The organism is Desulfocicer vacuolatum DSM 3385, from assembly GCF_900176365.1.
GTDB classification, from domain to species: domain Bacteria; phylum Desulfobacterota; class Desulfobacteria; order Desulfobacterales; family Desulfobacteraceae; genus Desulfocicer; species Desulfocicer vacuolatum.
The window spans coordinates 74,560-99,904 of sequence record NZ_FWXY01000012.1; the positions used below are offsets into that span (position 1 = coordinate 74,560).

The following is a 25,345-nucleotide window of genomic DNA, read 5'->3' on the forward strand; positions in this document are numbered from 1 at the left end:
GCATTAAGGAGGTGCTATGGAAAAAAAACATGAAAATCATGAATTTTATGAAAATCTGGAAAAAAAAGGGGTTTCCAGAAGAAGTTTCCTGAAATATTGCACTGCGCTCACCGCATCAATGGGCCTGTCAATTTCCTGCACCGCCCAGGTGGTTAAAGCCATTGAAACGGCGGCTTCAGGTCCCCGCCCCCCGGTGATCTGGCTGCATTTTGCTGAATGTACCGGATGTTCAGAAGCTTTTTTACGAACCCCCAATGTGGGTGCCATTATCCTTGAGACCATTTCCGTGGAATACCATGAGACCATCATGGCTGCGGCAGGGCACCAGGCAGAGAAATCCCTGCACGATGCTGTTGAAAAATATAAAGGAAAATTTGTCTGCGTTGTGGAAGGGTCCATTGCCACAAAATATAATGGTTCCTACGGCAAGGTTGCCGACAAAACTTTTCTTGAAATTGCAAAATCCATTATTCCCAAAGCAGCAGTGACCATTGCCCTTGGTACCTGTGCAGCCTATGGCGGCATTCCCGCCGCCGATCCCAATCCCGGTGGATACAAGGGGGTTAAGGATGCCATTGGCATTGACACCGTCAACCTGCCGGGATGCCCGCCCAATCCGTTAAATCTTCTTTCCACCATAGTCAAATATCTTAATAAAGAAAAAATTGAACTGGACGAAGAGGGACGTCCCCTGTTTGCCTATGCAGACACCGTTCATGACCGCTGTCCCCGACTGCCACATTTTGAAAATGACGAATTTGTTGAAGAATTTGGATCCAAAGAAGCAGAAATGGGATATTGCCTCTACAAAATGGGCTGCAGAGGCCCTGAAACCTATAATAACTGCCCCACAGCAAAATTTAATGACGGCACCAGCTTTCCCATCCAGGCAGGCCACCCTTGCATAGGGTGCAGTGAGCCCGGCTTCTGGGATAATATGACGCCATTCTATGAAGAGTCATAAGCGCACAGAATTTTATTTTAAGTTGCTGAGAAGAAGTATTTATTAAAAATAATCCCAACAAGTCGGACAGAATTCCAAACGTTGTCAGGGATAAGATCGAGAGCAAAATAAGCGACTCCTGTGGCAGTTATAAAAAAAATCCGATAAATCGGGACAATTTTCAAGCTTTGCTGTGGATAGGTCAAAAGCAAAATAAGACCTGCCGTGGCAGTTATATAGAGGATATTATTATGGGTAAAAGAATTGTAATTGATCCAATCACCCGGATCGAGGGTCACTTAAAAATAGAGGTGGAAATTGAAAATGGAAAGGTAAAGGACGCCTGGTGTTCCGGCCAGATGTTCCGGGGTATTGAAATGATGTTAAAGGGCCGGGATCCCCGGGATGCCCACCATTTTGTCCAACGCTCCTGCGGTGTTTGTACCTATGTCCATGCCCTGGCATCGGTGAAAGCCGTTGAAGATGCCTGTAACATCACTATCCCTGAAAATGCTCGACTGATACGCAATTTAATGCATGGTGCCCAATTTCAACACGATCATCTGGTTCATTTTTATCACCTCCATGCATTGGACTGGGTGGATATTGTCAGTGCTCTGGATGCAGATCCCCTGAAAACCGCCAAGTTATCGGGAAATGTCAGTGGACGGCCCCAGAACAGTGAATATTTCAAAGGTGTTCAGGAAAAATTAAAATCCTTTGTTGCCAGTGGACAACTGGGGCCCTTTAACAATGGATATTGGGGACATTCAGCATATGTACTGCCCCCTGAGGCCAATCTTATGGCCACTGCACACTATCTTGAGGCCCTTCAACTCCAGGCAAAAGCAGCCCGCATGCATGCCATTTTTGGCGGCAAAAATCCCCATCCCCAATTCCTGGTGGTGGGTGGTGTCACCTCTGTGGCAGATCTTAATGTAGATCGCATTGCGGAATTTGAAACCATCTGGAAGGAGACCCGAGCCTTTGTTGATGAAATTTATATTCCGGATCTTTTGGCTGTTGCCTCATTTTATAAAGACTGGGGGGACATAGGCGGCAACAACAACGCCTTTCTTGCCTATGGGGATTTTGCCAACGACGTGGCGGAAAAAAACAAGCTCATGCCAGCAGGTTTCATCAGAAAAGACCTTGAGGTGGAAGAGATGAATCCCGACAAGGTAACCGAAGATGTCACCCGGGCCTGGTATGAAAAGGGGACCCCCAAACACCCCTTTAACGGAGAAACAAATCCCATCCAGGGAGAAACCCATTACAATACAGACGATAAATACAGCTGGATAAAAGCCCCCCGTTACGATGGCCTTGCCGCAGAAGTGGGGCCCCTTTCCAGGGTATTGATCGCCTATGGAAAAAAAGACCCTGCTGCCACAAAGGCCGTGGATGGCGTTCTTAAAAAACTGGGTGTGGGGGCTGATGCCCTGTTCTCCACATTGGGAAGAACCGCTGCAAGGGGTGTTGAAACCCAGCTGATCGGAAACGCCATGGGCAGCTGGATCGACAACTTGAAATCCAACATTGCCAAGGGCGACAAAAAGACTTACCAATCATGGGAAATGCCGGACAAAGGCAAGGGCTTTGGTCTCAATGACGTGCCACGGGGCGCTCTTGGACACTGGATTGAAATCGAAGATGGAAGAATTAAAAATTACCAGTATGTGGTCCCCTCCACATGGAATTTCGGCCCCACAGATGCCAAAGGCAATAAAGGGCCTGTGGAACGCTCCCTCATTGGAACCCCCATTGCCGATGCCTCAAAACCCCTGGAAGTATTAAGAACCGTCCATTCCTATGACCCCTGCATTGCCTGTGCCGTGCATGTCATTGACCCCCATACCAATGGAACCTATAAAGTTCAGGTGATTTAATCAAACCGCCCCGGGTTCACCCGGGGAGACAAACAATGTAACAAAGCCCGGGCCATGGTCCGGGCTTTACTTTGCCGTACAAACTCGTCCGTCACAGGTTCTTCAATTTCCCGCCATATAATATGTTTCTTTGAAATTGAACAGATCACATATGGTGTGAAAAATGAGAACTTCGGACTCATGAGATACAAAGAGGAGCCAATGAAACCACAAATCATGGTACTGGGCGTGGGGAACATTCTTTATTCCGATGACGGTTTTGGCATTAAAGTTGTGGAAAAACTTCAAAACAATTATATTTTTCCAGACCATGTCACCATTGTGGACGGCGGGGTGCTGGGGGTCAATCTGCTGGGGGTCATATCCCATGCCCACAAGCTCATTGTGGTGGATACCATTTTAAATAAAAGCAATCCCGGTGATTTTCACCGCCTTGAAGGCGAGGAGATCCCCAACCGCATTCTGGGTAAAAATTCCATGCACCAGGTGGATCTTCTGGAGGCACTGACCCTGTGCCGACTCATGGATAATATTCCGGAAACAATTATTCTTGGTGTGGAGCCTGAGGATATTGAAACCTTACATCCTGAATTGACACCGATCCTTGCCGAAAAGGTGGATGCCATGGTGGAATGGGTGCTCCGGGAACTTGTAAACCTGGGTGTTCCCACACAAAAAAAAACAAGCAATGTCATCCCTTGAAGATGCATTCCCATGAATAATTGCCACGGTCAGGTAAACAGTATTCTGACCACGACCATGCAGCAGTTACTGCCCCACCAAAGACTTTTGTATGGTCAGCGCCATGCCGGAAAGATTTGCAATGTAATCCCGGGCCAGGGGGTCCAGGGGAACCACTACACCCTGGATGGCTGATGCAATTTTTCCGGCCACCCGTTGATCAAACTGGGGTTGCACAAAAATCACCCGGACATTGTTCTTTTTTGCCTGCTGAATAAAAGAGACCAGATCCCTTCCCTTGGGGGTTTTACCACCCCGCTCCACAGCCAGTTGCTTTAGCCCATAGGCATCTGCAAAATAGCCGAACACCGGATGAAACACAAAAATCGTTTCCCCCTGCAAAGGCTTTAGTATCGATGCAATTTTTTGGTTCAAAAGGTCCAGGTCCGCTTGAAAAAGACGAAGGTTTTCACGAAAAAACGGCTCATATTCCGGTGCCAGGGTACTAAGGCTGTCACACATGGTTTGTGCCTGTTTTTTAACCAAAAGCGGATTCATCCAGATATGCGGATCATTCCCCTCTGCCCCATGGTGGTGATGATGCCCTGCTTCATCAGAATGTATCAACGCTTCTTTATTCACCGTCTCCCCATGTTCATGGGGCTCATGAAGAACATCTTTTTTTCCATCCAGTTGGCGCAATGTAATCCCCCGGGCGGTGTCCACAATGGAAAGCTTCGGGGCCATGGCCCGAATTTTAGGTATCAGTGCCGTCTCAAAGGGAACCCCAATGGTGAACAGCGCCATGGCCCGGGAAAGTTTCACCATCTGGGCCGAAGCAGGTGCATAGGTGGCAGGGCTTTTACCCGGAGGCACCAGAACGGAAACGGCCACTTTTTCTCCGCCAATTCGTTGGATAAAATATGCCTGGGGTGCAATACTGACAAAAACCTCAATTTTCCCGGAGGCAGACCCAAAAGCCGCCGGGGGGATCAGTAAAATACCCATCAGAAATACAAAAAAAGCCCGCACCATTACAGCAGTGATGTTGTATTTTATCATTTTTCTGCCGATCATCTGATTTTTTTCGTACATTTAAATGTGTCTCCCTTTTCCCTGTGCGTAATTTTTTTATATGACTCAACTTTCGGGCTTCATTTCAAAGCCGGCATTTTTAAATGTACCGATGGGCTCAGTGTGCCGAGGGGGTCAGGCTTTTGTTATTGATGTTATTGACCAAGGCCTTTGCCAACGGAAAAAGCCTCGATAATGTCAATAACGAAAGCCTGACCCCACCACGAAATGCGAACACCGAAAGTTGAGCTATATGAAATACTCCGTTAACCAGGGGAGTATTTCTACCTTTGTTGTGGGCGGAGCAAGGTCAGAATGCGGTCCGCCCGTGGCGGTTACAAACTGTTCTCATCCCAATTTTCAGGATGTAACGAACTTATCACCGGTGATTTCCGGGGCATGGGAACATAAACAGACAGTTCATCGGTGTCCACACTGAGGTGTTTCCGAAAATAGAGGGATGTGACAGCAAGGACAATGGCGCAGACGGTACAAAAAAAATAAAATCCAGATGGCGCTGTCATCTTCATAACCCCCGAAGAAATCAAGGGTCCAATGCCGGACCCCACACTATAACTTAGAATTAAAGCCGCACTGATGGGAACAATATTTTCTTCATCCAGATTATCCTGGGCCCGGGCAACCGCCACGGGATAAATGGAAAAAACAACCCCGAACAATATGGATAACCCCATGAGAATTGAATAGCCCATATGACCTGTCAAAGCAATGGCAAAACAGACCACAGCCGTAAAAAAACCCAATACAGACAAAACCGCCAATCTATCAAAACGGTCTGAAATAATGCCCATGGGCCATTGAAAAAAAAGCCCGGCCCAGATGGTAACTGTCATAAAAAAGGTCACCTGACTGATATCAAGGCCAATACCAAGGGCATACACCGGCCCCATGACATAAAAAGAACCGTTAATCATCCCGGACATAAAGCTGCCGAACAGGGCAAAGGGTGCCAGCCTGATCAATTTTAACAAATTGTAATGCACCACATTCAATGGTTTGGGATGGATCGCACCGGTAAGGGAAATGGGGACAATGCAAATGGAAAAAAGCATTCCCAAAACCATGAAAAGCAAATTGTCTTCAATGGGAGCCACATTGAGCATCATCTGCCCCAGCCCATTACCAAAATACATGACCACCATGTAAAGTGCAAGGACCCGCCCCCTGACATCGGACTCCACACGCTCATTGACCCAGCTTTCCACCACCATGTACAAAGAAGCGATGCAGATCCCGCTGCATACTCTCAAAAAAAACCAGAAAAAAGGGGCATCATACAAACCATGGGCAATGGCTGTGAAAGCAGTGGTGGCAGCAAAGGCCGTAAAGGCCCGGATATGCCCCACCCGCTTCACTGTTTGCTGGCAGACAAAAAATCCAAGAATCATGCCGATATAATATCCTGACATGGTAAGGGCAATAATCTGCTCATCCCAACCGGCATAGCTTAATCGGACACTGAGCAAGGTGTTTTGCAAGGCCCCTGCCACGGAAAGTATCAAAGTGGATAAAAACAAAAGAAAAAAAGGGCTGACTGCAGAAGTTATGGACATTGTGCTTCTCCATGAAGAATAATCGTATATTGGGCTGAATCAGGGTAATAATTTAAAAACAATTGGTGGGCGATCAGGTTTTTCCCCAAAATATTGCGTGTGAACGGTCGGTTAAAGACAGATCATCCCGGCAAAAGAAACCGGGGGATGTCTCATTTAAGATGGTGCCTTTTAATCGAAGTGTTCCATTATGTCAACACTAAAAAAAAAAAGATTCTCCACGGGGGTAACCCCCGGAAGAATCTCTTTAAATTACAACCACTTACAAAACCAACTCAGCTTAAATATTACAGCATTTTATCCCACATGGAGCAATTTATCTCACTCTTTAACTCGCTGTTGAACCGCGGTTTCAATAATTTGAACAGCCTCATCCATGGAAACTACACCTGTATTAATCAGCAAAGCATAATTTCCGGGATCTGAAATGGAGGCGTTAAAATATTTCCAGATAAAAGATTTTCTGGCAGACTGGGTTTTGGTAATTCGCCGTCCGGCCTCATCCTCACTTAATCCAAAGGTCTTGGCCACATGACTGCAACGCATTTCAAAGGGGGCAATTATCCTGACACTTATTCTCACTTCCGGGGGCAGAATAAAATTTGAGCCACGCCCCACAACAACACTGTTCCCATGCTCCCCAATGGTTCCAATGACTTTCATGAGATGATGCAGATATTGATCCGGCCAGAGATAACGATCGTCCACCAATGAAGCAATCCAGTTATCCAGGGTGTTGAGTCGCCGTTCATCCAGGGTTTCAATAAATCGAACACTGATATCTGCATTTTTTGCCATCTCATGGACTACTTCCTGATGAAAAAGGGCAAATCCCAGTTTTTTTGCAAGGCGCTCTGCAATGATTCGTCCCCCGCTTCCCGGTTCCCTGGAAAGACTGACCACAGGCCTCAAAGGCATGGCTTTTGTTTGAAGCTGTTTTTTCTCATATTCCCATTGTTTTACCTGCTCTTCGATAATTTGATTAAGTCTTCGCCGTTTTGATTCCATGTTGCCTCCTTTCAATGGATAGTCCAATTTTTACCTGTGGGGGAGTGACAGGCGATCAGGGTTGATTGTATGGGATCATGCATATCGCAGCAGCTCCACCTGATGCTCTTTATCTGAAAAACAAACCATTATAACCGCCACGGGCAGACCGTATTTTGATCCCGCTCCGCCCACAACAAAATTTGAAATGCCCCCCGGTTTGCGGAGTATTTCATATAAAATCAATAACAACGAGAGATTGCCTCCCTCCCAGGCATTACATGCTAAAAAGGTGCAGTGGACTCCACCTGTATTCATTATTTAGCCTCCAAACAATGAAAGTCTCTGGGCAAACCAACTGAGTAAGAAAACAATGAATGGTCAAAAACCAACGGATTTGAAATCAAGCAGCTAAATGGAATAAATCATGACCATTTTAAGTATCATTGCGATGGATAACGAAAAAATAGATAGATAGGAATTATTCAGATTCAGGCGTAATATTTATAAAGTATGATGAATGCACCTTGTTTGAATTATAACCGAATCCCCGGCATGGTGTCAACCGCAGAAAAAAGGCTTTTCCGATTCACAACCCATAATAACTCAACTTTCGGTGTTCGCATTTCGTGGTGGGGTCACGCTTTCGTTATTAACATTATCGAGGCTTTTTTCGTTGGCAAAGGCCTTGGTCGATAACATCAATAACAAAAGCCTGACCCCATCGATACATTTAAAAATGCCGGCTTTGAAATGAAGCCCGAAAGTTGAGATAATAATATACGGTTCCGGCCGGGTCCATTGCCCGTCAGGGGACGGCATGATACCATTTTCAATATTCGTTGCGTCCGTGAGGATATGCTCGCTATAACAAATAACATTTTATATCCCATAAACGGTCCAATTTTTGATCATCTTTTTACGTTTCATCTGAACAAGTGATTTTTTTTATATTGACAGATTCCATGAAATCATTATTTTCACAGTGCGTTAATGGCTTAAATATGAGCGTCATATTTCAACAACCCCGCAGATGTTGACTGCCGGGAAAAAGCCCTGTCACCCCAACCTTAAATATTTGGGCATCACGGCTTAAAGGTGATTCTTTATGATAAATATAATGGTGGACCCCATTGGTATAACAGTGGAAATGAATGAGGGAGAAACCCTCCACGATGGACTGGAACGAGCCGGAATAAGCATTGAAACCCCCTGCGGCGGCCAGGGCGTATGCGGTGCATGCAAGGTATGGGTGGCCCCTCCGACCCATGTGCCTTCCACCCCCCACGAGGACATCTCCCAATCCGATGATCAAAAAGGACTGAGGCTGGCCTGTCAGGCCATCCCGGAAAAAGACATCACCATCCGACTGGAAGATAATTTTGTCTATGACAAGGCCACCCGGAACCAGGGCCGCATTCTTCTCCAAAACAGTTCAATTGGAAAAAACGGCTCAGCATCGGCCGTAAGACTCATCCAAAGTCAAAATCAAACCGTTCTTGTCCATGACAGGGCCGAGGATGAAATTCCACTGCCCACATGGCAACCCCACTACACCCCCAAGGGGCTTGCCATTGACATTGGCACCACCACAATGGTGCTCTCCCTGGTATCCCTGGAAACCGGGGAGATTCTGGCATCGGGCTCCAGCCTCAACCCCCAGATAGTCCATGGCCATGATGTTCTCACCCGCATCCAGTATGCAGAAACCCCCGAGGGTCTGGAGGAAATGGCATCCCTGGTTCAAAACAAACTAAACGCGCTGCTGGCAGAGGCCTGCGAAACAACCCACACCCACCCTGATGAGATCGTGGATGTCACCATTGGGGCCAACACCACCATGCTCCAGTTGGCGGCAAAAATAGATCCCACCCCATTGGGACGGGTTCCCTTTACCTTTGATATTAAGGGCGGTACCACCTACCCGGCAGAAGTTTTCGGTCTCAATGTGAACAAAGCAGCCAGGGTATATCTCCCCCCTGTGATGCATGCCTTTGTGGGCACAGATATCACCGCAGGACTAATTCTCTGCCCGGAGTTCTTTGATGACAATAAATCCATTCTCTATATTGACATGGGTACCAATGGCGAAATGTGCCTTAACGTCAAAGGACGTCGTTTTACCACTTCCACGGCAGCGGGCCCGGCATTTGAAGGCATGGGCCTTTCCACAGGCATGCGGGCCACGGATGGTGCTGTGGAGAAAGTCAGCGTAAACAAGGATGGAATCATTGAATTCCAGACCATTGGCGGCGGCAAGGTCAAGGGGGTGTGCGGCAGCGGTATTGTGGATTTCATTGCCACACTGCTTACAACGGGCATCTTAGATCCTTCAGGAAAACTTGCAAACAACGATGAAAAAAATGCCTCTGTGATGACACTGGACGACCAACCCGCCTTTGAATATGGAGAAGGTGTCCATCTGACCCAGAAAGATATCCGACAAATTCAGCTGGCCAAGGGAGCTGTTCGCACCGGTGTTGATTTAATCCTTCAAAGTGGCGGTATCACCTGCGATGAACTGGACAGCATCTATGTAGCCGGTGGTTTTGGCAACTACCTGAAACCTGCGAACATGGAAAGAATCGGTCTTTTACCTGAAAATACGGCAGATAAAGTGATTTTCTGCGGCAACGCCTCCATTGACGGCAGCACAATCCTGTTAACCCAAGGTTCCCAGAGACTTTTTCTGGAAAAAGCCATGGACAACATGGAACATCTTCAACTGGCGGATTCCCCGGAATTCATGAACTGCTTTGTCACAAGCCTGGGATTTCCTCCGGCCAGGGAATCCCACGGAGTTAAAAATTGATGACGCTTCACACATCCCATGCTGTCATTGCCTGCGGTTCCCTGCACCACGAATTTGAGTCCCTGGCAAGAAAGGACAATGGCCCGGATATCCATTACCTGGATACAGATCTCCATCGAACCCCTGCCAGGATTCCAGAAATACTCCAGGCAAAGGTGGATGAAATTTCACACCGCTATGGAACCGTGATATTGGGTTATGGCCTGTGCTCCAATGGAGTGGTTGGGGTAAAGGCCCGGCAATGCCCATTGATCATCCCCAGGGTCCATGACTGCCTGGACCTTTTTCTGGGATTTGTGGGCAAGGGAAAGTCAAGAATCGGGCTGGGAACGGCCCACTATTATCTGACACCGGGAACCATCATAAACAAAAAAGATCCCCTGGCCATCATGGAATATGAATACGTTCCCAAAATGGGGCAAAAAACATCTGAATGGGGGATGAAAGAGGAATTAAAACATTACACCCATTTTGCTTTGATCACCTCCCCGGGAACGGACATGGAAGCTGTCAAAGATCAAGCCCAAAAAAATGCCGATTTTTTTGACATGACCCTGGAAGAAGTGGAAAGTGATCTGGCCTTTTTCAAACAGACCCTTTACGGTCCCCATGATCCTGAATACTTTCTTCACATTTCCCCGGGAGAGGCCATTACCCAGGAAATGTTTATTTAAGGGACTCAGACCTTATTGATTTACCATTTAATACTCGATGGTTGTTATTTCTCGTGAATGAGACCCCGAATAAACGGTAGATTAAAAATTGCTGACTCCCTAAAATGATGGCATGGACATCAGGTATCAGCTTTTTATCATACCTTATGATCATTTTTTTCAATAACTGCCACGGGCAGACCTTATTCTGACCTCGGTCTGCCCACAACGAAAATTGAAAATGGTATTATACCGCCGCCCCCCGATGGGCAATGGGCCCGGACCGGAACTGTAGACAGCTCAATTGTCCGGTTCCTATTGCCCATCGGGGGGCGGCTCTGCTGAGGGTAGTTTACTCCCGCCAATTACACAGCACACCAAGGAGAAATACGATCCATGACACCCGGCATAAATGCAGCAAAAAAAGCAAAAATCCCATATACCCTGCACAAGTATAACCATGACCCGGCAAGTGAATCCTACGGCACAGAAGCTTCTGAAAAAATGGGGATACCCGGGGAACAGGTTTTTAAAACGCTTGTGGTAAGTCTGGACAAAGGCGCTCTTGCCGTGGGCATCATTCCGGTGACAGCCAAGTTGAACATGAAACAAATGGCAAAGGCCGGTGGTGCAAAAAAAGCTGCCATGGCCACCCCATCGGATGTGGTCCGTTCCACCGGATACGTACTGGGTGGGGTCAGCCCCCTGGGCCAGAAAAAACGCCTTAATACCGTCATTGATGCTTCGGCCCGAAATTTCTCCACCATATATGTCAGTGCGGGTCGAAGGGGTTTGGAAATAGAACTGGCCCCCGACGATTTACAAAAATTGACCCGGGCCACTTTTAAAGAGATCATTGATGAGCACGCCAAACCATGGAAATAAACCTTATGCTGTTTTATCAGTGACTTATATTTCTGCATGATTTATCAGTATCTCACTGAAATCCAGTGCGATTGGCATTGTCCCCCTTGACTTAAGCTGTGGATTCTATATAATGAATAATATTCAGCATGAATCTTCAGCTTCTTCCACACCTGCTTTACGAATTACAATCTACCCCACTGTGCTTATGGGTCAGACATATTTGGGTTTACTGCCTCTGCGTTATCCATCCATCGCCTCAAGTGCCAATTTTCCGCCCATGTTTTTAAAAAACAATGAACTGATTTTTTTATCTCCATAAAGGGGATTTTCAGATATTTTTTCGGCAAATCATGGCTGACAAAGGAGGGTATATGTATCTTACACAAGGAGATCTTTTCTGGGGAATGGACGCTGACTTTGTAAAAGATGTCATGAACCAGACAGAAAAAATGGATTTTGAAGATGGGACAACCATATTCAATCAGGATGAGGCAGCAGATTTTTTCTATGTATTGATCAAAGGACGCATAAAACTGAGCATCGGCACCCAGGGGCCTGTGGTTTTTATGGCAAAGGATGCCGGAATGGTCATTGGGTGGTCCTCACTGGTGGGCAGAGAAACTTACTCCGCAACGGCCCTGTGCGTAAGTGAAGTTAAGGTCGTCAAAATTGAAAAAAACAGTTTTCTGGAAAAACTTGCCAAATATCCTTCAAGCGAAAGTCTTCTTTACAAACGTCTGGCCCAAATGCTGGGGGATCGGTTGATAACACTTTATCCAAGTCTTGCCTGATACGCTGACACTTGGCAAGAAATTACACCTTAAAAAAATCAATTAATTAAAAGATGCCATTTTTATATGAAATACTCCGCAAACCGGGGGGGTATTTCAAGCCTTGTTGTGGGCAGAGCCAGATCATCAACAGTCTGCCCGTGGCAGTTATTAAAAGGAAGATGCGTTACATACACACATGAAATTTCATCATTTAATCCAGTCAGCCTGATTTACCGAAAAAATTATTGTTTGATTTCAAACTTCACCCGATATAGATTATTAAACGACAAGGCATGGATGAAAATCATTGATCCGTTACCATCCATGATAATTTGATGTTTACGGCGCCACCATCAATGAGTATTATCCCCCAATGGCCTGACATTGGGGATCTGTGCGGGTGAAAAATGAAAATTGCCATTATATCTGATATCCACGGAAATCTGGAAGCACTGACTGCGGTGATGGAACACCTTAACACCTGCCCTGTGGATCAAATCATATCCCTGGGGGACAACATCGGATACGGTCCCAATCCCAATGAAGTCATGGATCTGTTGGCCCGGCACAGCATACAATCCGTTCTGGGCAACCATGAGATGGTGGTGAAATACCCCCGATTTCTAAAATGGTTTAACCCGGTGGCTCAGAAATCCGTTGTACAAACCAACAAATCCCTTTTACCCCATCATATCAAAACCATCCACACCTTTGAAAAACAAATGGTAAAAGAGAACCTGCGATTTGTCCATGGGATGCCGCCCCAGTCCCCTTTTTTATACCCCTTTCAATTGTCAACCAAAGGCCTTGCCGGGAAGATATCAGAACTTAAACAACCCGTCTGTTTCTGCGGTCACACCCATGAACTGGAACTCATTGAATTAACCTGCCGTGACAAACTCATTCAAGCCCCCCTGCCCCAAGGGGTTCAATCACTACAAAAGACCTCCAAATATCTGATCAATGCCGGCAGTGTGGGACAGCCCCGGGATGAGAACAAAGATGCAAAATTGATCATCTACGATCCCCTTGCATACACCATTGAGGTGCTGTATCTACCCTACCCCTACCGGGTGACCATGCAGAAAATAAGGGATGCCGGGCTCCCGGAATCTTTTGCCACCAAATTATCCCCAAACTGAGACATTAAAATCCATGAAAAAAATAGGAAAATACAGCGTTACAGGGCTCCTTGGCCAGGGTGGTATGGGAAAAGTTTTTAAGATTCAATATCCCGTCACCGGAAAAATCGGCGCCCTTAAATACCTTGATCCCAACCCCCTTTTAATATCAATGATGGGGCAAAAGGCCGTGGAAAATCTTTTCACCCGGGAAGCCATGACCATGGCAAAAATCCGTCATCCCAACATTCTGGAATTGTTTGATTTTGATCGATCAAAGGGCAAGTTATACTACACCATGGATTTTTATTGTAATAACCTGGGTCAATTAATGGGGGAATCCATGGAAACCGAGCGGCCCACTCGAATTTTAACTCTTGAAAAAACATTTCACCATGCCCGGCAGATACTGGAAGGGCTTGGCTGTCTTCATTGGTCGGGGATCATTCATCGGGATATAAAACCCTTTAACATCATGTTAACAGAGCTTGATGTGATTAAAATCGGAGACTTTGGCCTGTCCAAACTCCGGGGGGAAGATATGCCCATCCATGGCAGCGTCAAGGTGGGCTCCCCCTATTATGCAGCACCGGAGCAGGAAAAAAATCCAGAGCATGCCACGGAAGCCAGCGATCTTTATTCCATGGGAGTGATGCTCTTTCGCATGGTCACCGGTGTATTGCCGGAAAGCAATGGGGTATTGGCAAGTTCATACAATAATGATCTGGATGAACAATGGGATCTGTTTTTTAAAAAAGCCATGGCCCCGGACCCGTCCCATAGATTCCAGACAACTCAACAAATGGCCCTTGACCTTGAAAAACTGGAACAGCAGTGGATAAAGCAAAAAGAACGCATGTGTGCCCTTCCAGAAGATTTTCTGGAGAAACCGCCACTCAAAACAGGTAACATAACCCTGCGAAAAACCCCGGTTAAAGCCCTGCAAGGGGATGCCCCGGATATGTTTAATCTCACAGATCTCATGGAACCTGTTAAATTTATAAAAAATAATTTTGAAAAAATTGAATCAGATCAGGTGCTGGACCATGCCACCGGTCTTGTGTGGCAAAAATCAGGCTCCCCCTACCCCATGAACTGGAAGGATGCCCATGACTACATAGATCATCTTAATCAACATAAATCCACATCATCACCCTGGCGTCTTCCCACCATTGAAGAACTGGTGACCATTTTGTCCCCCCTGCCCCAGGGCATCGGCCACTGCCTTGAACCCATATTTGACCAACGCCAGACCTATTTGTGGAGCTGTGACCGCTGCACATTTATTTCAGGGTGGTATGTGAACCTGGAGATGGGATTTGTGGATAAAAACGATTTTTCAAGCTTTTACCACATCAAGGCTGTGAGAGATCATTGATTATTGCACCCCCTCCTTTTAAAAGTTTCCGATCGGATACTTTTAGTGACTTCACCATAAAAATTCAATGATAAGTTACCGATCAGGGACTTTTTCACACAACATCAACAAAAAAATATATCACAAACGGTTTAAGTAATTAATAGAATTCTTGAGATTATTCCCATTAAACACCTCAAGGGAGACTACACCATCAAACTGTTTTAACACCTCCAATGTGGGCAAAAATCGATCCATGGGCGTTTTATCAAGCCCCTGGTGATCCCTGGGGGGCTCATGGGAAAAATCCACCCCATGAAGATGAATCAGGGGCACCCGGTGGCCATACCGTTGGAACAATGCCGTAATATCATAATTATATTTTATCAGATGCCCGGCATCAATGCACAGAGCCACATCCATTGAATCAAGAATTTTATATAGATGTTCCGGAGGATATTCCAGGGTCTCAATGGAGATATCCGACGGATGATTTAAAAAGGGACAAAGAATCCCAAGGCTTTCCAGGGCGCGATCCTGCCACTTTGCAACACCGACATCCCCTTTTGCCGCATCCTCCGGGGTAAATTCCAGGTGCAGGGTATGGGTGGAAGGAGACAAAGGCGCACACAGCGCCACCACCTGTTTGATGGTATCCACCCCCAGCATGCGTTCAGTTTTGGAATCGGACGTCAGGGAAACATCCACCGGCAGGTGGATATTGTAAGTCACTCCAAGCTCTTGGGAAAGCTGTGCAAGTTCACGGATCTCATCTTCCCGGGGCAAAGCCGGCACAGGGCCGTTCTTTGTCATGAAGGGCCTGCTTTCAAATACAAGCAACTCAATTTCATCAAACACAGGCCCCAGTTTTTTCACATTATCCACAATGGTTCCAGGGTCAATAAAAGACGTCGTACCCACTTTAAAGGGCCATTTTTTTTCTATCATCATTGCACTATTGTTCCCTAAATTTCATCTTCAATAAACCCCACCCATGAAACGGCCCAGCCAAAAAACCAACATGGCCAGAAAGGAGGCCATGAGCATGAGATCGCAGGCCATGGCGATCTTATCAATCCCGGGCCGGACAAAGGCCGTACCGATAAAAGGCTTTTCCACCAATGTGCCATGATAATAATTGGGACCGCCCAGCTTGACAGCCAGAACACCGGCAAAGGACGCCTCAGGATATCCGGCATTGGGGCTTTTATGGCTTCTGCCTTCCTTTAACGCCGTTAAAAATCCCCGTTTTCCCCGGTGCCATGAGATCAGAGCCGCTGCAAGACAGATAAAAATCACCGATAACCGGGCCGGAATATAGTTGGCCGCATCATCAATGCGGGCTGCGGCCCTGCCAAAATAAAGGTATCGTTCATTCTTATACCCCACCATGGAATCCAATGTGTTCACCATTTTATAGGCAAGGGCCAGGGGCACCCCACCCAAAAAATAAAAAAACAAGGGTGACAAAAACCCGTCCACATAATTTTCCGCCACGGTCTCCACAGCAGCACTGACCACCCCGGTGTCATCCAGTGTGTCCACTTCCCGGCCCACAATCATGGCCACCTGTTTTCGTCCGGCTTTAATCCCCCCGGTTTCAAGAGCTTTTCCCACCAAGGTGGCTTCTTTGTCCAGGGTCCTTGCAGAAAAACAGTAATAAAGCAAAATTATCTGAATACATATCCCCAGATTGTAATGAAGCGCAAAACACAATTTCACCACAAAAAAGGCAATCACCCAGGTGGTGATAATGAGAAACAAAGCAAACAGCAATCCAGCCTTGAATTCATTTTTAATCCAGCTGCGAAATATTTTTTCGCATCCGGAGATGGCATTGCCCATCCAGACAATGGGATGGGGCAACCACCGGGGATCGCCCATGAGCATATCCAGCCCAAAGGCAAGGGGCAGGATGATCAAATTTATGTCAAAAACCATTAATATTCCCCATTTTATTAAAGCACACCTTTCATGATCCGGGCCAGATGGAGATTGGTTTCCCGGTCCCTGAGGGAAAACCGCACAAACCGGTCGGATAATCCATGGAAATTGGCACAATCCCGTATGAGAATCCGCTCATTTCCCACCAGGTTGCACACGCCAGCGGAGTTCATGGTTCCCAGCAGTTCAGCAAGCATGAAATAGGTATCTGATTTATAAAGTTTTACCCCGTCAATCCCGGCCATGGCCTGTTCAAATATTTCCCGCTCCTTTATGACAAACTGCCGGGTGGTTTCCATGAACGGCGCAATGTGCTCGGGATTTTCCAGGATATGAACAATGGCCGCCTGGGACAGGGCATTCACAGACCAGGGCTGATAAAATTTCATCAATTTTTCAATCACAGCGGGGTCAGCACACAAATATCCTGTGCGAAGGCCGGGAATTCTGAAAATCTTGGACATGGAGGAAAGCACAATGAGGTTGGGAAAACGGGTTTCCGCCACAAGGGAAATCTTTTCTGCATTTTCCACAAAGGGAAGATAGGATTCATCCAGCACAAACCAGGTATCAGGATGCTCTTTTACAAGGGAGATAATTTCTTCCACAGGAATCAAAGCCCCTGTGGGATTATTGGGATTACAGATGATTACAGCATCCACATCCCCTGCCATGGAACCGATTTTTGAAAGATCCTGGTGAAACCTGTTTTCACTCAATGACATGCAAAAGGAATAATCTGCATCGTGCATGATGCAGCCGTCCCTGTAGTCGGCATAGGTGGGACCGGCAATGAGCACCTTTTTCCAGGACAATGCCCGGGGAAGGGTGTAAATAAACCAGGTGGTGCCGTTGCCGCCTATCACCCTTTTGGCATCCACCTGATAATAGTCACTAAAGGCATTTACCATGTCCAGGGCATCGGCCTGGGGCAGGGAACGGATTTTATGAATATTGTCTATAATAAATGCTTCAACACCCTCTGGGGGCCCCAGGGGATTGATGTTGCTGCTCATGTCTATGATCTCATCCACGGTACAGCCATTTCGCTGTGCCAGGGCCTGGACATTGCCGCCATGGCCTGTAATCATTTTTTAAACTCCTAAAATAAATTCAACTTTTTTTGATACTCATGAGTCCGAGATTCTCATCTCTCATACCACATGGGATATGTTCAATTTCAAAGAAACACATTATGTGGCGTCAAATTGGAGAACCTATGACTGACGAGATTGATACAAGAACAAAGGTTCGCCTAACAAATAGACATACCTGCCCCAAGAAAAAGCATGGCCTCGGTGACCTCGGTCATGGCTCCCAGCATATCCCCGGTGATGCATCCCATTTTTTTTTGGTAAAACCAAAGCATGAGAAACACGGTACCTGCAAAAAACAAATTCAAAAATAAGCCCCTCATCCCCAGAAACAGGGAACAAAACAGGGGAATACCCATCCAGATAAAATCTTTTAAAGGAAGACGTTTTTCAAAAAGATCATGGCCGGTTCCGGTGTTCTTTCTTCCATACTGGAGGTATCGAATGCCAAAAAGCATCCCCCCCCGGGCATAGGCCGGCACAATGATCAATAAAAGCAAAAAAGTACCGCCGGTGCACACGGTTTTTGCAGCATAGATACCTGCAATTTTAAGGGATAAAATGCAGAAAATAGCCACCAGCCCCATCATGCCGGTGCGACTGTCCTTCATTATTTCCAGGGCCCGTTCCCGGGATCGATGGCTGAAAAGACCGTCCGCCGCATCCCCCAGCCCATCCAGATGAAAGGCCCCGGTGATAGCCACCAACAACAATACATCCACAAGGGCCACCACAGGAAGGGGCCAAAGCAGTGAGGCCACGGTATCCACAACGGCCAGCAGCAGCCCTGCCACCAACCCCACCACCGGAAAAAAACGAATCATGCCCGTGGGGGAAAAGGTATTGCCCCTGCCGGCGGGTAGAATGGTGATAAACATGATGGCGGATCTTAAATCCACCCAGAATCCTTTTTTTTCTTCCATAATACATCCTTTGGAGCCTGTTTAAGAATTTTTATATGAAATACTCCGCAAACCGGGGGCGTATTTCAAGTTGTGTTGTGGCAGAGCCGCATCAGAATAAGGTCTGCCCGTGGCAGTTATATGAAATACTCCGCAAATCTGTGGAAAATTTCTATCTTTGTTGTGGGCGGAGCGGGATCAAAATACGGTCCGCCCGTGGCGGTTATTAGAAAATAAAACTTCCGGGCAACCTCAGCAGAGCCCCCCCGACGGGCAATGGGAACCGGACAATTGAGCTGTCTACAGTTCCGGTCCGGGCCCATTGCCCGTCGGGGGGGCGGTATAATACCATTTGGCTCCGCGTCTACGACCCTATATTTGTTGTGTCCGGCAGGACATGCCCGTCATAAGGGATCGAAGTGGGATCCAATCCTTATTTTTTACAGGTTTGATAAAAAACACCCCGATCCTGGCGCATGGACTCAATGGTCCCCTCACCTTCCAGAACGGAAAGATATTTATTGATATCATTGATATGGGTTCCCAGTATGGATGCCAGGTCCTCGGGGGTGCACGGCCGCCGATGGATGGTTTCCAGGATGGCAGACTCCATATCATTTCGATAGGCCTTTGTTTCCCTTCTCTGGGCTGCAGCGGCAATGATCTCCACCCGATCTTTTCCCAGAAAATTCTGAATTTCCAACAATTTTTCATGGGTGGCAGCAGAGATATCAGACACGGCACCGGGGCGATCCAGGGTGTTGAGTTGAATCACGTCCGGCAAAATGGTATCACAGGCCTGTTTCAATGCAGTCAGATCTTCCCGGCTGTCATTTACCCCCGGCAAAATAAGAATTTCCAGGGCCAGCTTTCCTGTGTAGGCTTTTTGAAAATCGGCAATACCCTTTATATAATGATCCAGATTGATTTTAGCACATGGCCGGTTGATCTTTTGAAAAGAAGAAACAAGGGCCGCATCCAGGGAGGGCATCACCAGATCCGCAGGCAGCAGGGCCTCCCGGACCTCTTTATGACAAAGCAGGGTACCGTTGGTCAAAACCGCAATGGAAACACCGGGTTTTTTATCCTTGATCCAGGCAATAACATCGCCGATGCGGGCGCTTAAGGTGGGTTCCCCGGAACCGGAAAAGGTAATGTAATCAGGATCAGGATTTTGTTTGAAATAGTCATCCAACTCTTTAATCACCGCATCATGGGGAACATATTCTTTTCGCTCAACAGTGAGCTCAGTGGTTCTGCCGCACTCGCAGTAAATACAGTCCAGGGAACATATTTTGTGGGTCACCAGATCCACCCCCAGTGACATGCCGAGCCGCCGGGAGGGAACCGGACCAAAAAGGTGTTGATACATGGCCTAACTCCTTGTTTCTTCAAACAAAGAAACGTTGAAAATATTCAGACATCTTGAACTCAATAATGGCGTTTATGAATTCGCCAAGTTCAAACACAAGCCTGACAAATTATCAACCCAATGGTGCAAATGCAAGGAAAATAACCGGCCGCCTGACAAATCTTTCCCACGCTTTATAATCCATAAATATACAGATAAAAATCATCCTCAGCAGACTGGATGTCCGGTGGGGAAACAGTGACAACCGGCGGGAGCGCGTTGGGTTTTCTAAACGGTCCATGTTGTGTCCACCACATTCACCCCATGGGTAACACAATGGTAAAGCATGCCCCCTGAGATCCTGAACTTTCCACTCGAATAGTTCCGCCGTGATTTTCAATGAAACCGTTACACACCGAAAGCCCCATCCCCATACCCAGCACATTTTTTGTGGTGTAAAAAGGATCAAATACATAATCCATGTGTTCTTTTGCAATGCCCGGCCCGGTATCTTGAAATTGAATTTCAATGGTTTCATCCATTAAAACAGATGTCACCCAAATCTGTTTTGCCTCTGTCTGCCCATCCATTGCTTCCAGGGCATTGTTCACCAGATTTAAAATCACATGGCTGATCTGTGAGGAAGACGCATGGATTAAAGGAAGGGCCGGGGAAAAATTCAAACTCAATTCCACACCGGCCTGCTGTATATGAAGCCTCACCAGAGCAAGAGTATCCTGGATCACCTTATTAATATCAATGTGTTGCTTTTTTTCCTTTCCCGGTCGCGTGAGATCCATGAGATTTTCCACAGTGGTTCGGATGGATTCAAACCCCTGGGTCAAGGCCGCCAGACATTCCATCATCTCTTCGTCTGATGCCGCATTTTCCTTCATCAGGTCAATAAAAGCAGAAATTCCCTGGAGGGGAGAGTTGATCTGATGGGCCACAGATGCCGCCAGCTGCCCTGTCACAGCCAGCCGATCCGATCTCAGCAGGCGTGCCTGGAGCTCCTGAAAAGCAGAAATATCCCGGGAAAAAAGGAGATAACCAACCAAGGTCTGCTCCTGATTTTTCATGGGCATCAGGGTGGAGCTCACCACATGGCGTTTTTTGGCGTCATCTTTATACACCCATTCAAACTGATATGAACCTGTTTTCTCAACCTGTTCAAGTCCTTTGTCAAATGTGGCACCACTATCTTTTTGTTCACCGTGTAATTGACGGACATCCAGATCCATACCCATATTTATCCCGCTGCCAAACATCATTTTTGAAGCGGGATTGTAATGCAGTACCCGAAATTGCAGATCCGTTGCAATGATGGCGTATTCCGTGGATGAATCAAAGATACTGTTTAATGTATCTGTCACCTTGAGCACTCTTTTTACCAATTTTGTTTCCAACTGATTTGACGCTTCAAGGCGCTCCACCATCTCATTAAACGCCATGGCCAGCTGTCCCAGTTCATCCTTTCTTTGCACAGGCACACGGATGGAAAAGTCCCCATGGGTCACCCGCCCAATGGATTGGGTCAATTTTTTCACAGGCAGAACAAAAAGGCGAATCATCCAGAACATGAACAACAAAGCAAAACAGATGACCACCACATTGATCACCAGAAACTGATATTCCAGTGATACCATGGTGCTATCCAGCTGGTTTCGGGTCTTCTGAATGGAACTTTTTAAATCATCCTCCCGGGTGACAAGAACCAGATGCCAGCCAAGGGAATCCAGGGGAGATGTCACCAGAATATAGTCCTCTTGTTTTACGTTAAGATCCATGATCTGCTCTCCCCGGTGGCAGATTTTATCTGCCACGGCGCGGACCTGTTCCAGGGTGGAATCCTGAAGTCCGTAATCCAGGGTATCACTGGAGTCCATGAATTTATCCAGATCCACCTCAAGTCCAAAAAGATCAAAATATTCCCGGGGAAACATAATTAATCGTCCCTGCTTATTTAATAAAAAAGAAAAGAGAATCTTTGATCTGCCGTCCCCATGATTTTCAGAGTTAAAAACCTCCCTCAACAGATGCCCCAGGGAGACATCAATTCCCACAATACCTTTAAATACCCCGGAGGCATCATAAAGTGAGGTGGATGCCGTTATGCTCATATCATTGTTTACATCATCTTTGTAAAGGCGAGTCCAGCGGGTTTTGGAAACTCCGGAGGGATCGTTTGAAAATATGGTAAAGGGCTCTCCGTCACGCAGATCAAACATCGATGGATCTGGAAGTTCAAACAGCTGCTTTATGCCCTGGGAAGTACTGGCGCAATACATGCCAACACCACTCTCAGAAATCAAATGGGTGGCAAAACTCTCCGGCACCAATGATTTTGACCTCTCAAGCAGGGATTCCAGATGGGAAAGCGCCCGGATTTCCATGTCAATCCCAGGTGTTATTTTTTTATCCCCCCAATAGAGGGTCACCACTTTTTTTGATGGCGATGAATAAAAAATATTTTGGCCGGGATTAAAAACAAGGGAATTTTCAGACCATTTTTCAATGCTGTGCTGTTCCAAACGATCATAAATGCCCATGGCCCGTTCCCCCATTAATGAAGAGACCGCAGTGATACGTTGAAACATGGCATCTGCCTTTTGGGCCTGTTCAAATACAATGCGGGACAGATAACTACTGGACAGCTCCCAGATCTGGGTCTCATTCACGGAAGTGGCATAGGAGCCAAAATTCTCAAGGGAGCGTATACCCATATAGGATAAAGGACATATAACCAGTAAGATGGCAGCGAAAACAAACAAAAAAAGTCGGGTTGCCATGGTCAAATTCCATGGAAAACGATTGGCTTTATCAAGTGCCATTATATTTTACAACTCCTTTTTAAAATGCAGATAGTTTTCGCCGGGCACAGTAAATAGTCACGTGGACGGAACAGCCTGGACCATTACTTCAAATTCCCCTGCTTGGGGACTGTGCAGCATACTAATTTCAGGTAGCGACGGAATGCCGGAGGAATATTTACCGGGTACAATTATGTAAAACAAACAAAAAAGATCATCTCCACAAGAACGATGGATGATCGTAATAAATTCTTCATCCATATGCAAGGCACGATTCAAAACATCACACATCATAGACTATTAGGCATGTTTTTTCAATAAGTTATAAAACAGAAGTGCTCAAATTACCCACTTTAACGCATCTGTATTTTATTTTTTACAAAAAACACAAAATACAACTTTATCTAACAATTGAAAACAAATAATCTTCAAGACAAGCAGTAATAAAGCAAATGGGAGCAGACAGAGATATTGGAAAAAGGAAAATAATGATACGGAGGGAAAAGGGAAAAGGGATATGGGATATGGGATATGGGAGATGAGAAAAAATTTTGGAACCGGTAAGGGTTTACTTTTGGTAAAAAGATCAAGGCCTGCACAAAGGCAGACCTTGACCCCAGCCGGGAAAAAGCTGTTTTTTAAATTAAAACACTCTATTTCTTAGGATGACACTTACCGCAAGAGGCGGGTGCTGCCTTGGTATTGTTCTTTTTATTATAATCCTTATGGCAGGTAATGCAATTTTCGTGGAGCGCATTGGTATGGTACTCCATCTTCTGGGCCTTGGTCAATTTTTCCCCTTTTTTCTTGGGGGCTTTACCCGGTTTGGCATGGCAGGCAATACAATTTTCCACGGCATCGCCCATTTTTAAATCATTCAGTGGCTTACCGTCTGCATCGTGGTGACATTCCCCGCATGTTATCCCATAATCTTCCATGTGCTTCTTATGGGTGAACTGAACAATTCCTTTTTTATGGGCTTTATAGGCTGGATTCTCCATGGGCATGATATCTGCAATATTGGACTCCACCACTGGAGCGGCTTCCTCTGTTGTCGGTGCTTCTGCCACAGGCGCTGCCTCTTCAACAGCCGGGGCTTCTGCTGCCGCAGGGACAGCCTCTTCAGCAACCGGAGCTTCTATTGCCGCAGGGACAGCCTCTTCAGCAACCGGGGCTTCTGCTGCCGCAGGGACGGCATCTTCAACCACCGGGGCTTCTGCTGCCGCAGGGACGGCATCTTCAACCACCGGGGCTTCTGTTGCCACAGGGGCGGCATCTTCAACCACCGGGGCTTCTGCTGCCGCAGGGACGGCATCTTCAACCACCGGGGCTTCTGCTGCCGCAGGGACGGCATCTTCAACCACCGGGGCTTCTGTTGCCACAGGGGCGGCATCTTCAACCACCGGGGCTTCTGCTGCCGCAGGGACGGCATCTTCAACCACCGGGGCTTCTGTTGCCACAGGGGCGGCATCTTCAGCAGCTACAGCGGGGGCTGCCGGAGCCGGAACAGGCATGGTTTTGTTTTTATCATGACAGTTATTACAGGTTGCCGGGGCTGCCTTGGTGTTATTCTTTTTGTTAAAGGCTTTATGACAGGTAATGCAGTTCTGGTGAAGGGCATCTGTGTGGTACTCAAGTTTTTGCTCTGCTGTCAATTTTTTATTATCAATCTTGGCCGGGGCCTTTCCGGGCTCGGCATGACAGGCAATGCAGCTTTCAACTTCATCCCCTATTTTCAAATCAGCCAGGGGTTCACCGGAATCATCATGATGGCATTCACCGCAGCCAATGCCATAATCTTCCATGTGTTTTTTATGGGTAAACAATACAATGGGTTTCTTATGCTTTGCGTATTCTGAATTTTCCATGGCCATGATATCTGCCATACCGGCGGATGCTACAGGAGCCGCTGCCACTGTTTCAGCGGGAGCAGATTCATCCTGGGCTGCCGCAACGGGCTCAGTTTCTTCAACGGCCTTTGCATGCACATCTTTTTCAGTCTCTTCAGGGGCAACATCTGCCTTGTGGGCTGTTTCCTCTTTTGCCGGAGCCGGGGCTTTTTCTTCATGCGCTGCAACCGCTTCTTTTTCATGCACGGCTTCTTCTTCATGGGCGGCGGCTTTGGTGGATGCCGGTGTTTCTGTGGCCGGTTCTACCTCTGACTTTTCAGTCTCTTCTGTCTGCGATACCACAGCATGGTGATCCATCCCCTTTTCCTGGGAGGCATCATGGTGTACAGCCATGGATTTCATATGCGCATTCTTTGCTTTTTCCCATGGATCCAGATCTTTCTCCCCATGGGGAATAGAACAATAACTCAACATTACAATCAACGCTAACATAACGATGAAAAGTAGATTCTGCCCATCAAATTTACCGCGCATCACGCCCCTCCTGTCCTTTTAACAAAAAAATCCTAAAAATGTAATTTGTCCATTCAGATACCGCCGTCAGCGGTTCTCTGAAACCAAACGATCTTATCAAAATTCACGCACAACCGTACGTTAAGTTTC

Annotated in this window: 21 protein-coding genes; 10 read left to right on the forward strand and 11 right to left on the reverse strand. The window is 46.8% G+C overall.

Annotated elements, in window-relative coordinates; all coding sequences use genetic code 11:
- Window positions 1-16: 16 nt before the first annotated feature.
- The 3 genes from B9A32_RS11990 (at window position 17) to B9A32_RS12000 (ending at window position 3,534) form a co-directional block, all read left to right on the forward strand.
- Complete coding sequence (locus B9A32_RS11990; protein ID WP_084069684.1) at window positions 17-964, forward strand: hydrogenase small subunit; 948 nt, start codon at window positions 17-19, stop codon at window positions 962-964.
- Between the two features lie 230 nt (window positions 965-1,194).
- Window positions 1,195-2,832 carry a nickel-dependent hydrogenase large subunit gene (locus tag B9A32_RS11995; protein ID WP_084069685.1) on the forward strand — a complete coding sequence of 546 codons (1,638 nt, stop codon included), beginning with the start codon at window positions 1,195-1,197 and terminating at the stop codon, window positions 2,830-2,832.
- Between the two features lie 201 nt (window positions 2,833-3,033).
- Window positions 3,034-3,534, forward strand: a complete 501-nt coding sequence (locus B9A32_RS12000; protein WP_084069686.1) for a HyaD/HybD family hydrogenase maturation endopeptidase — start codon at window positions 3,034-3,036, stop codon at window positions 3,532-3,534.
- Window positions 3,535-3,600: 66 nt separating this feature from the next.
- Here B9A32_RS12000 and B9A32_RS12005 read toward each other — a convergent pair whose 3' ends face one another.
- The 4 genes from B9A32_RS12005 to B9A32_RS12020 all read right to left on the reverse strand — a co-directional run bounded on the left by B9A32_RS12005 (window position 3,601) and on the right by B9A32_RS12020 (window position 7,466).
- Window positions 3,601-4,608, reverse strand: coding sequence for a metal ABC transporter solute-binding protein, Zn/Mn family (locus B9A32_RS12005; RefSeq protein WP_139795809.1), 1,008 nt, complete (start codon window positions 4,606-4,608; stop codon window positions 3,601-3,603).
- 314 nt (window positions 4,609-4,922) lie between these two features.
- Window positions 4,923-6,161, reverse strand: a complete 1,239-nt coding sequence (locus B9A32_RS12010; RefSeq protein ID WP_084069687.1) for an MFS transporter — start codon at window positions 6,159-6,161, stop codon at window positions 4,923-4,925.
- Between the two features lie 321 nt (window positions 6,162-6,482).
- Window positions 6,483-7,169: a cytidylate kinase-like family protein gene (locus B9A32_RS12015; protein ID WP_084069688.1), complete on the reverse strand. Its 687-nt coding sequence runs from the start codon at window positions 7,167-7,169 to the stop codon at window positions 6,483-6,485.
- 75 nt (window positions 7,170-7,244) lie between these two features.
- Window positions 7,245-7,466, reverse strand: a complete 222-nt coding sequence (locus B9A32_RS12020) for a hypothetical protein (protein WP_084069689.1) — start codon at window positions 7,464-7,466, stop codon at window positions 7,245-7,247.
- A 790-nt stretch (window positions 7,467-8,256) separates the two neighbouring features.
- Here B9A32_RS12020 and B9A32_RS12025 point away from each other — a divergent pair.
- The 7 genes from B9A32_RS12025 to B9A32_RS12055 all read left to right on the forward strand — a co-directional run bounded on the left by B9A32_RS12025 (window position 8,257) and on the right by B9A32_RS12055 (window position 14,752).
- Window positions 8,257-9,960, forward strand: coding sequence for an ASKHA domain-containing protein (locus B9A32_RS12025; protein WP_084069690.1), 1,704 nt, complete (start codon window positions 8,257-8,259; stop codon window positions 9,958-9,960).
- A complete protein-coding gene (locus B9A32_RS12030) occupies window positions 9,960-10,634 on the forward strand; it encodes a DUF1638 domain-containing protein (protein ID WP_084069691.1) in 675 nt (224 codons plus the stop codon). The genes B9A32_RS12025 and B9A32_RS12030 overlap by 1 nt, the downstream gene beginning before the upstream one ends.
- 375 nt (window positions 10,635-11,009) lie before the next feature.
- On the forward strand, window positions 11,010-11,498 hold the full coding sequence (gene ybaK, locus B9A32_RS12035) for a Cys-tRNA(Pro) deacylase (protein ID WP_084069692.1): 489 nt from the start codon (window positions 11,010-11,012) through the stop codon (window positions 11,496-11,498).
- Between the two features lie 353 nt (window positions 11,499-11,851).
- Entirely contained in the window at window positions 11,852-12,271 is a 420-nt protein-coding gene (locus B9A32_RS12045; RefSeq protein ID WP_170923804.1) for a cyclic nucleotide-binding domain-containing protein, read from the forward strand.
- A gap of 66 nt (window positions 12,272-12,337) precedes the next feature.
- Window positions 12,338-12,589: a hypothetical protein gene (locus B9A32_RS21735; protein WP_212637911.1), complete on the forward strand. Its 252-nt coding sequence runs from the start codon at window positions 12,338-12,340 to the stop codon at window positions 12,587-12,589.
- 71 nt (window positions 12,590-12,660) lie between these two features.
- Entirely contained in the window at window positions 12,661-13,395 is a 735-nt protein-coding gene (locus tag B9A32_RS12050) for a metallophosphoesterase family protein (protein ID WP_084069695.1), read from the forward strand.
- A 13-nt stretch (window positions 13,396-13,408) separates the two neighbouring features.
- Complete coding sequence (locus tag B9A32_RS12055; protein ID WP_170923805.1) at window positions 13,409-14,752, forward strand: protein kinase domain-containing protein; 1,344 nt, start codon at window positions 13,409-13,411, stop codon at window positions 14,750-14,752.
- Window positions 14,753-14,872: 120 nt separating this feature from the next.
- On the opposite strand, the gene cbiR is transcribed toward B9A32_RS12055, so the two are convergent.
- The 7 genes from cbiR to B9A32_RS22145 all read right to left on the reverse strand — a co-directional run bounded on the left by cbiR (window position 14,873) and on the right by B9A32_RS22145 (window position 25,216).
- On the reverse strand, window positions 14,873-15,682 hold the full coding sequence (cbiR, locus tag B9A32_RS12060) for a cobamide remodeling phosphodiesterase CbiR (RefSeq protein WP_084069697.1): 810 nt from the start codon (window positions 15,680-15,682) through the stop codon (window positions 14,873-14,875).
- A gap of 27 nt (window positions 15,683-15,709) precedes the next feature.
- Complete coding sequence (cbiB, locus tag B9A32_RS12065) at window positions 15,710-16,672, reverse strand: adenosylcobinamide-phosphate synthase CbiB (protein ID WP_084069698.1); 963 nt, start codon at window positions 16,670-16,672, stop codon at window positions 15,710-15,712.
- A gap of 17 nt (window positions 16,673-16,689) precedes the next feature.
- Entirely contained in the window at window positions 16,690-17,766 is a 1,077-nt protein-coding gene (locus B9A32_RS12070) for a pyridoxal phosphate-dependent aminotransferase (protein WP_084069699.1), read from the reverse strand.
- A 164-nt stretch (window positions 17,767-17,930) separates the two neighbouring features.
- Window positions 17,931-18,692, reverse strand: coding sequence for an adenosylcobinamide-GDP ribazoletransferase (gene cobS / locus B9A32_RS12075; RefSeq protein ID WP_084069700.1), 762 nt, complete (start codon window positions 18,690-18,692; stop codon window positions 17,931-17,933).
- A 412-nt stretch (window positions 18,693-19,104) separates the two neighbouring features.
- The gene (locus tag B9A32_RS12085; RefSeq protein WP_084069702.1) at window positions 19,105-20,043 is read right to left on the reverse strand and encodes a radical SAM protein; all 939 of its coding nucleotides are present in this window, start codon (window positions 20,041-20,043) and stop codon (window positions 19,105-19,107) included.
- Window positions 20,044-20,339: 296 nt separating this feature from the next.
- Window positions 20,340-22,853, reverse strand: coding sequence for an ATP-binding protein (locus B9A32_RS12090; RefSeq protein ID WP_084069703.1), 2,514 nt, complete (start codon window positions 22,851-22,853; stop codon window positions 20,340-20,342).
- A gap of 632 nt (window positions 22,854-23,485) precedes the next feature.
- The gene (locus B9A32_RS22145; protein ID WP_084069704.1) at window positions 23,486-25,216 is read right to left on the reverse strand and encodes a cytochrome c3 family protein; all 1,731 of its coding nucleotides are present in this window, start codon (window positions 25,214-25,216) and stop codon (window positions 23,486-23,488) included.
- Window positions 25,217-25,345 lie beyond the last annotated feature (129 nt).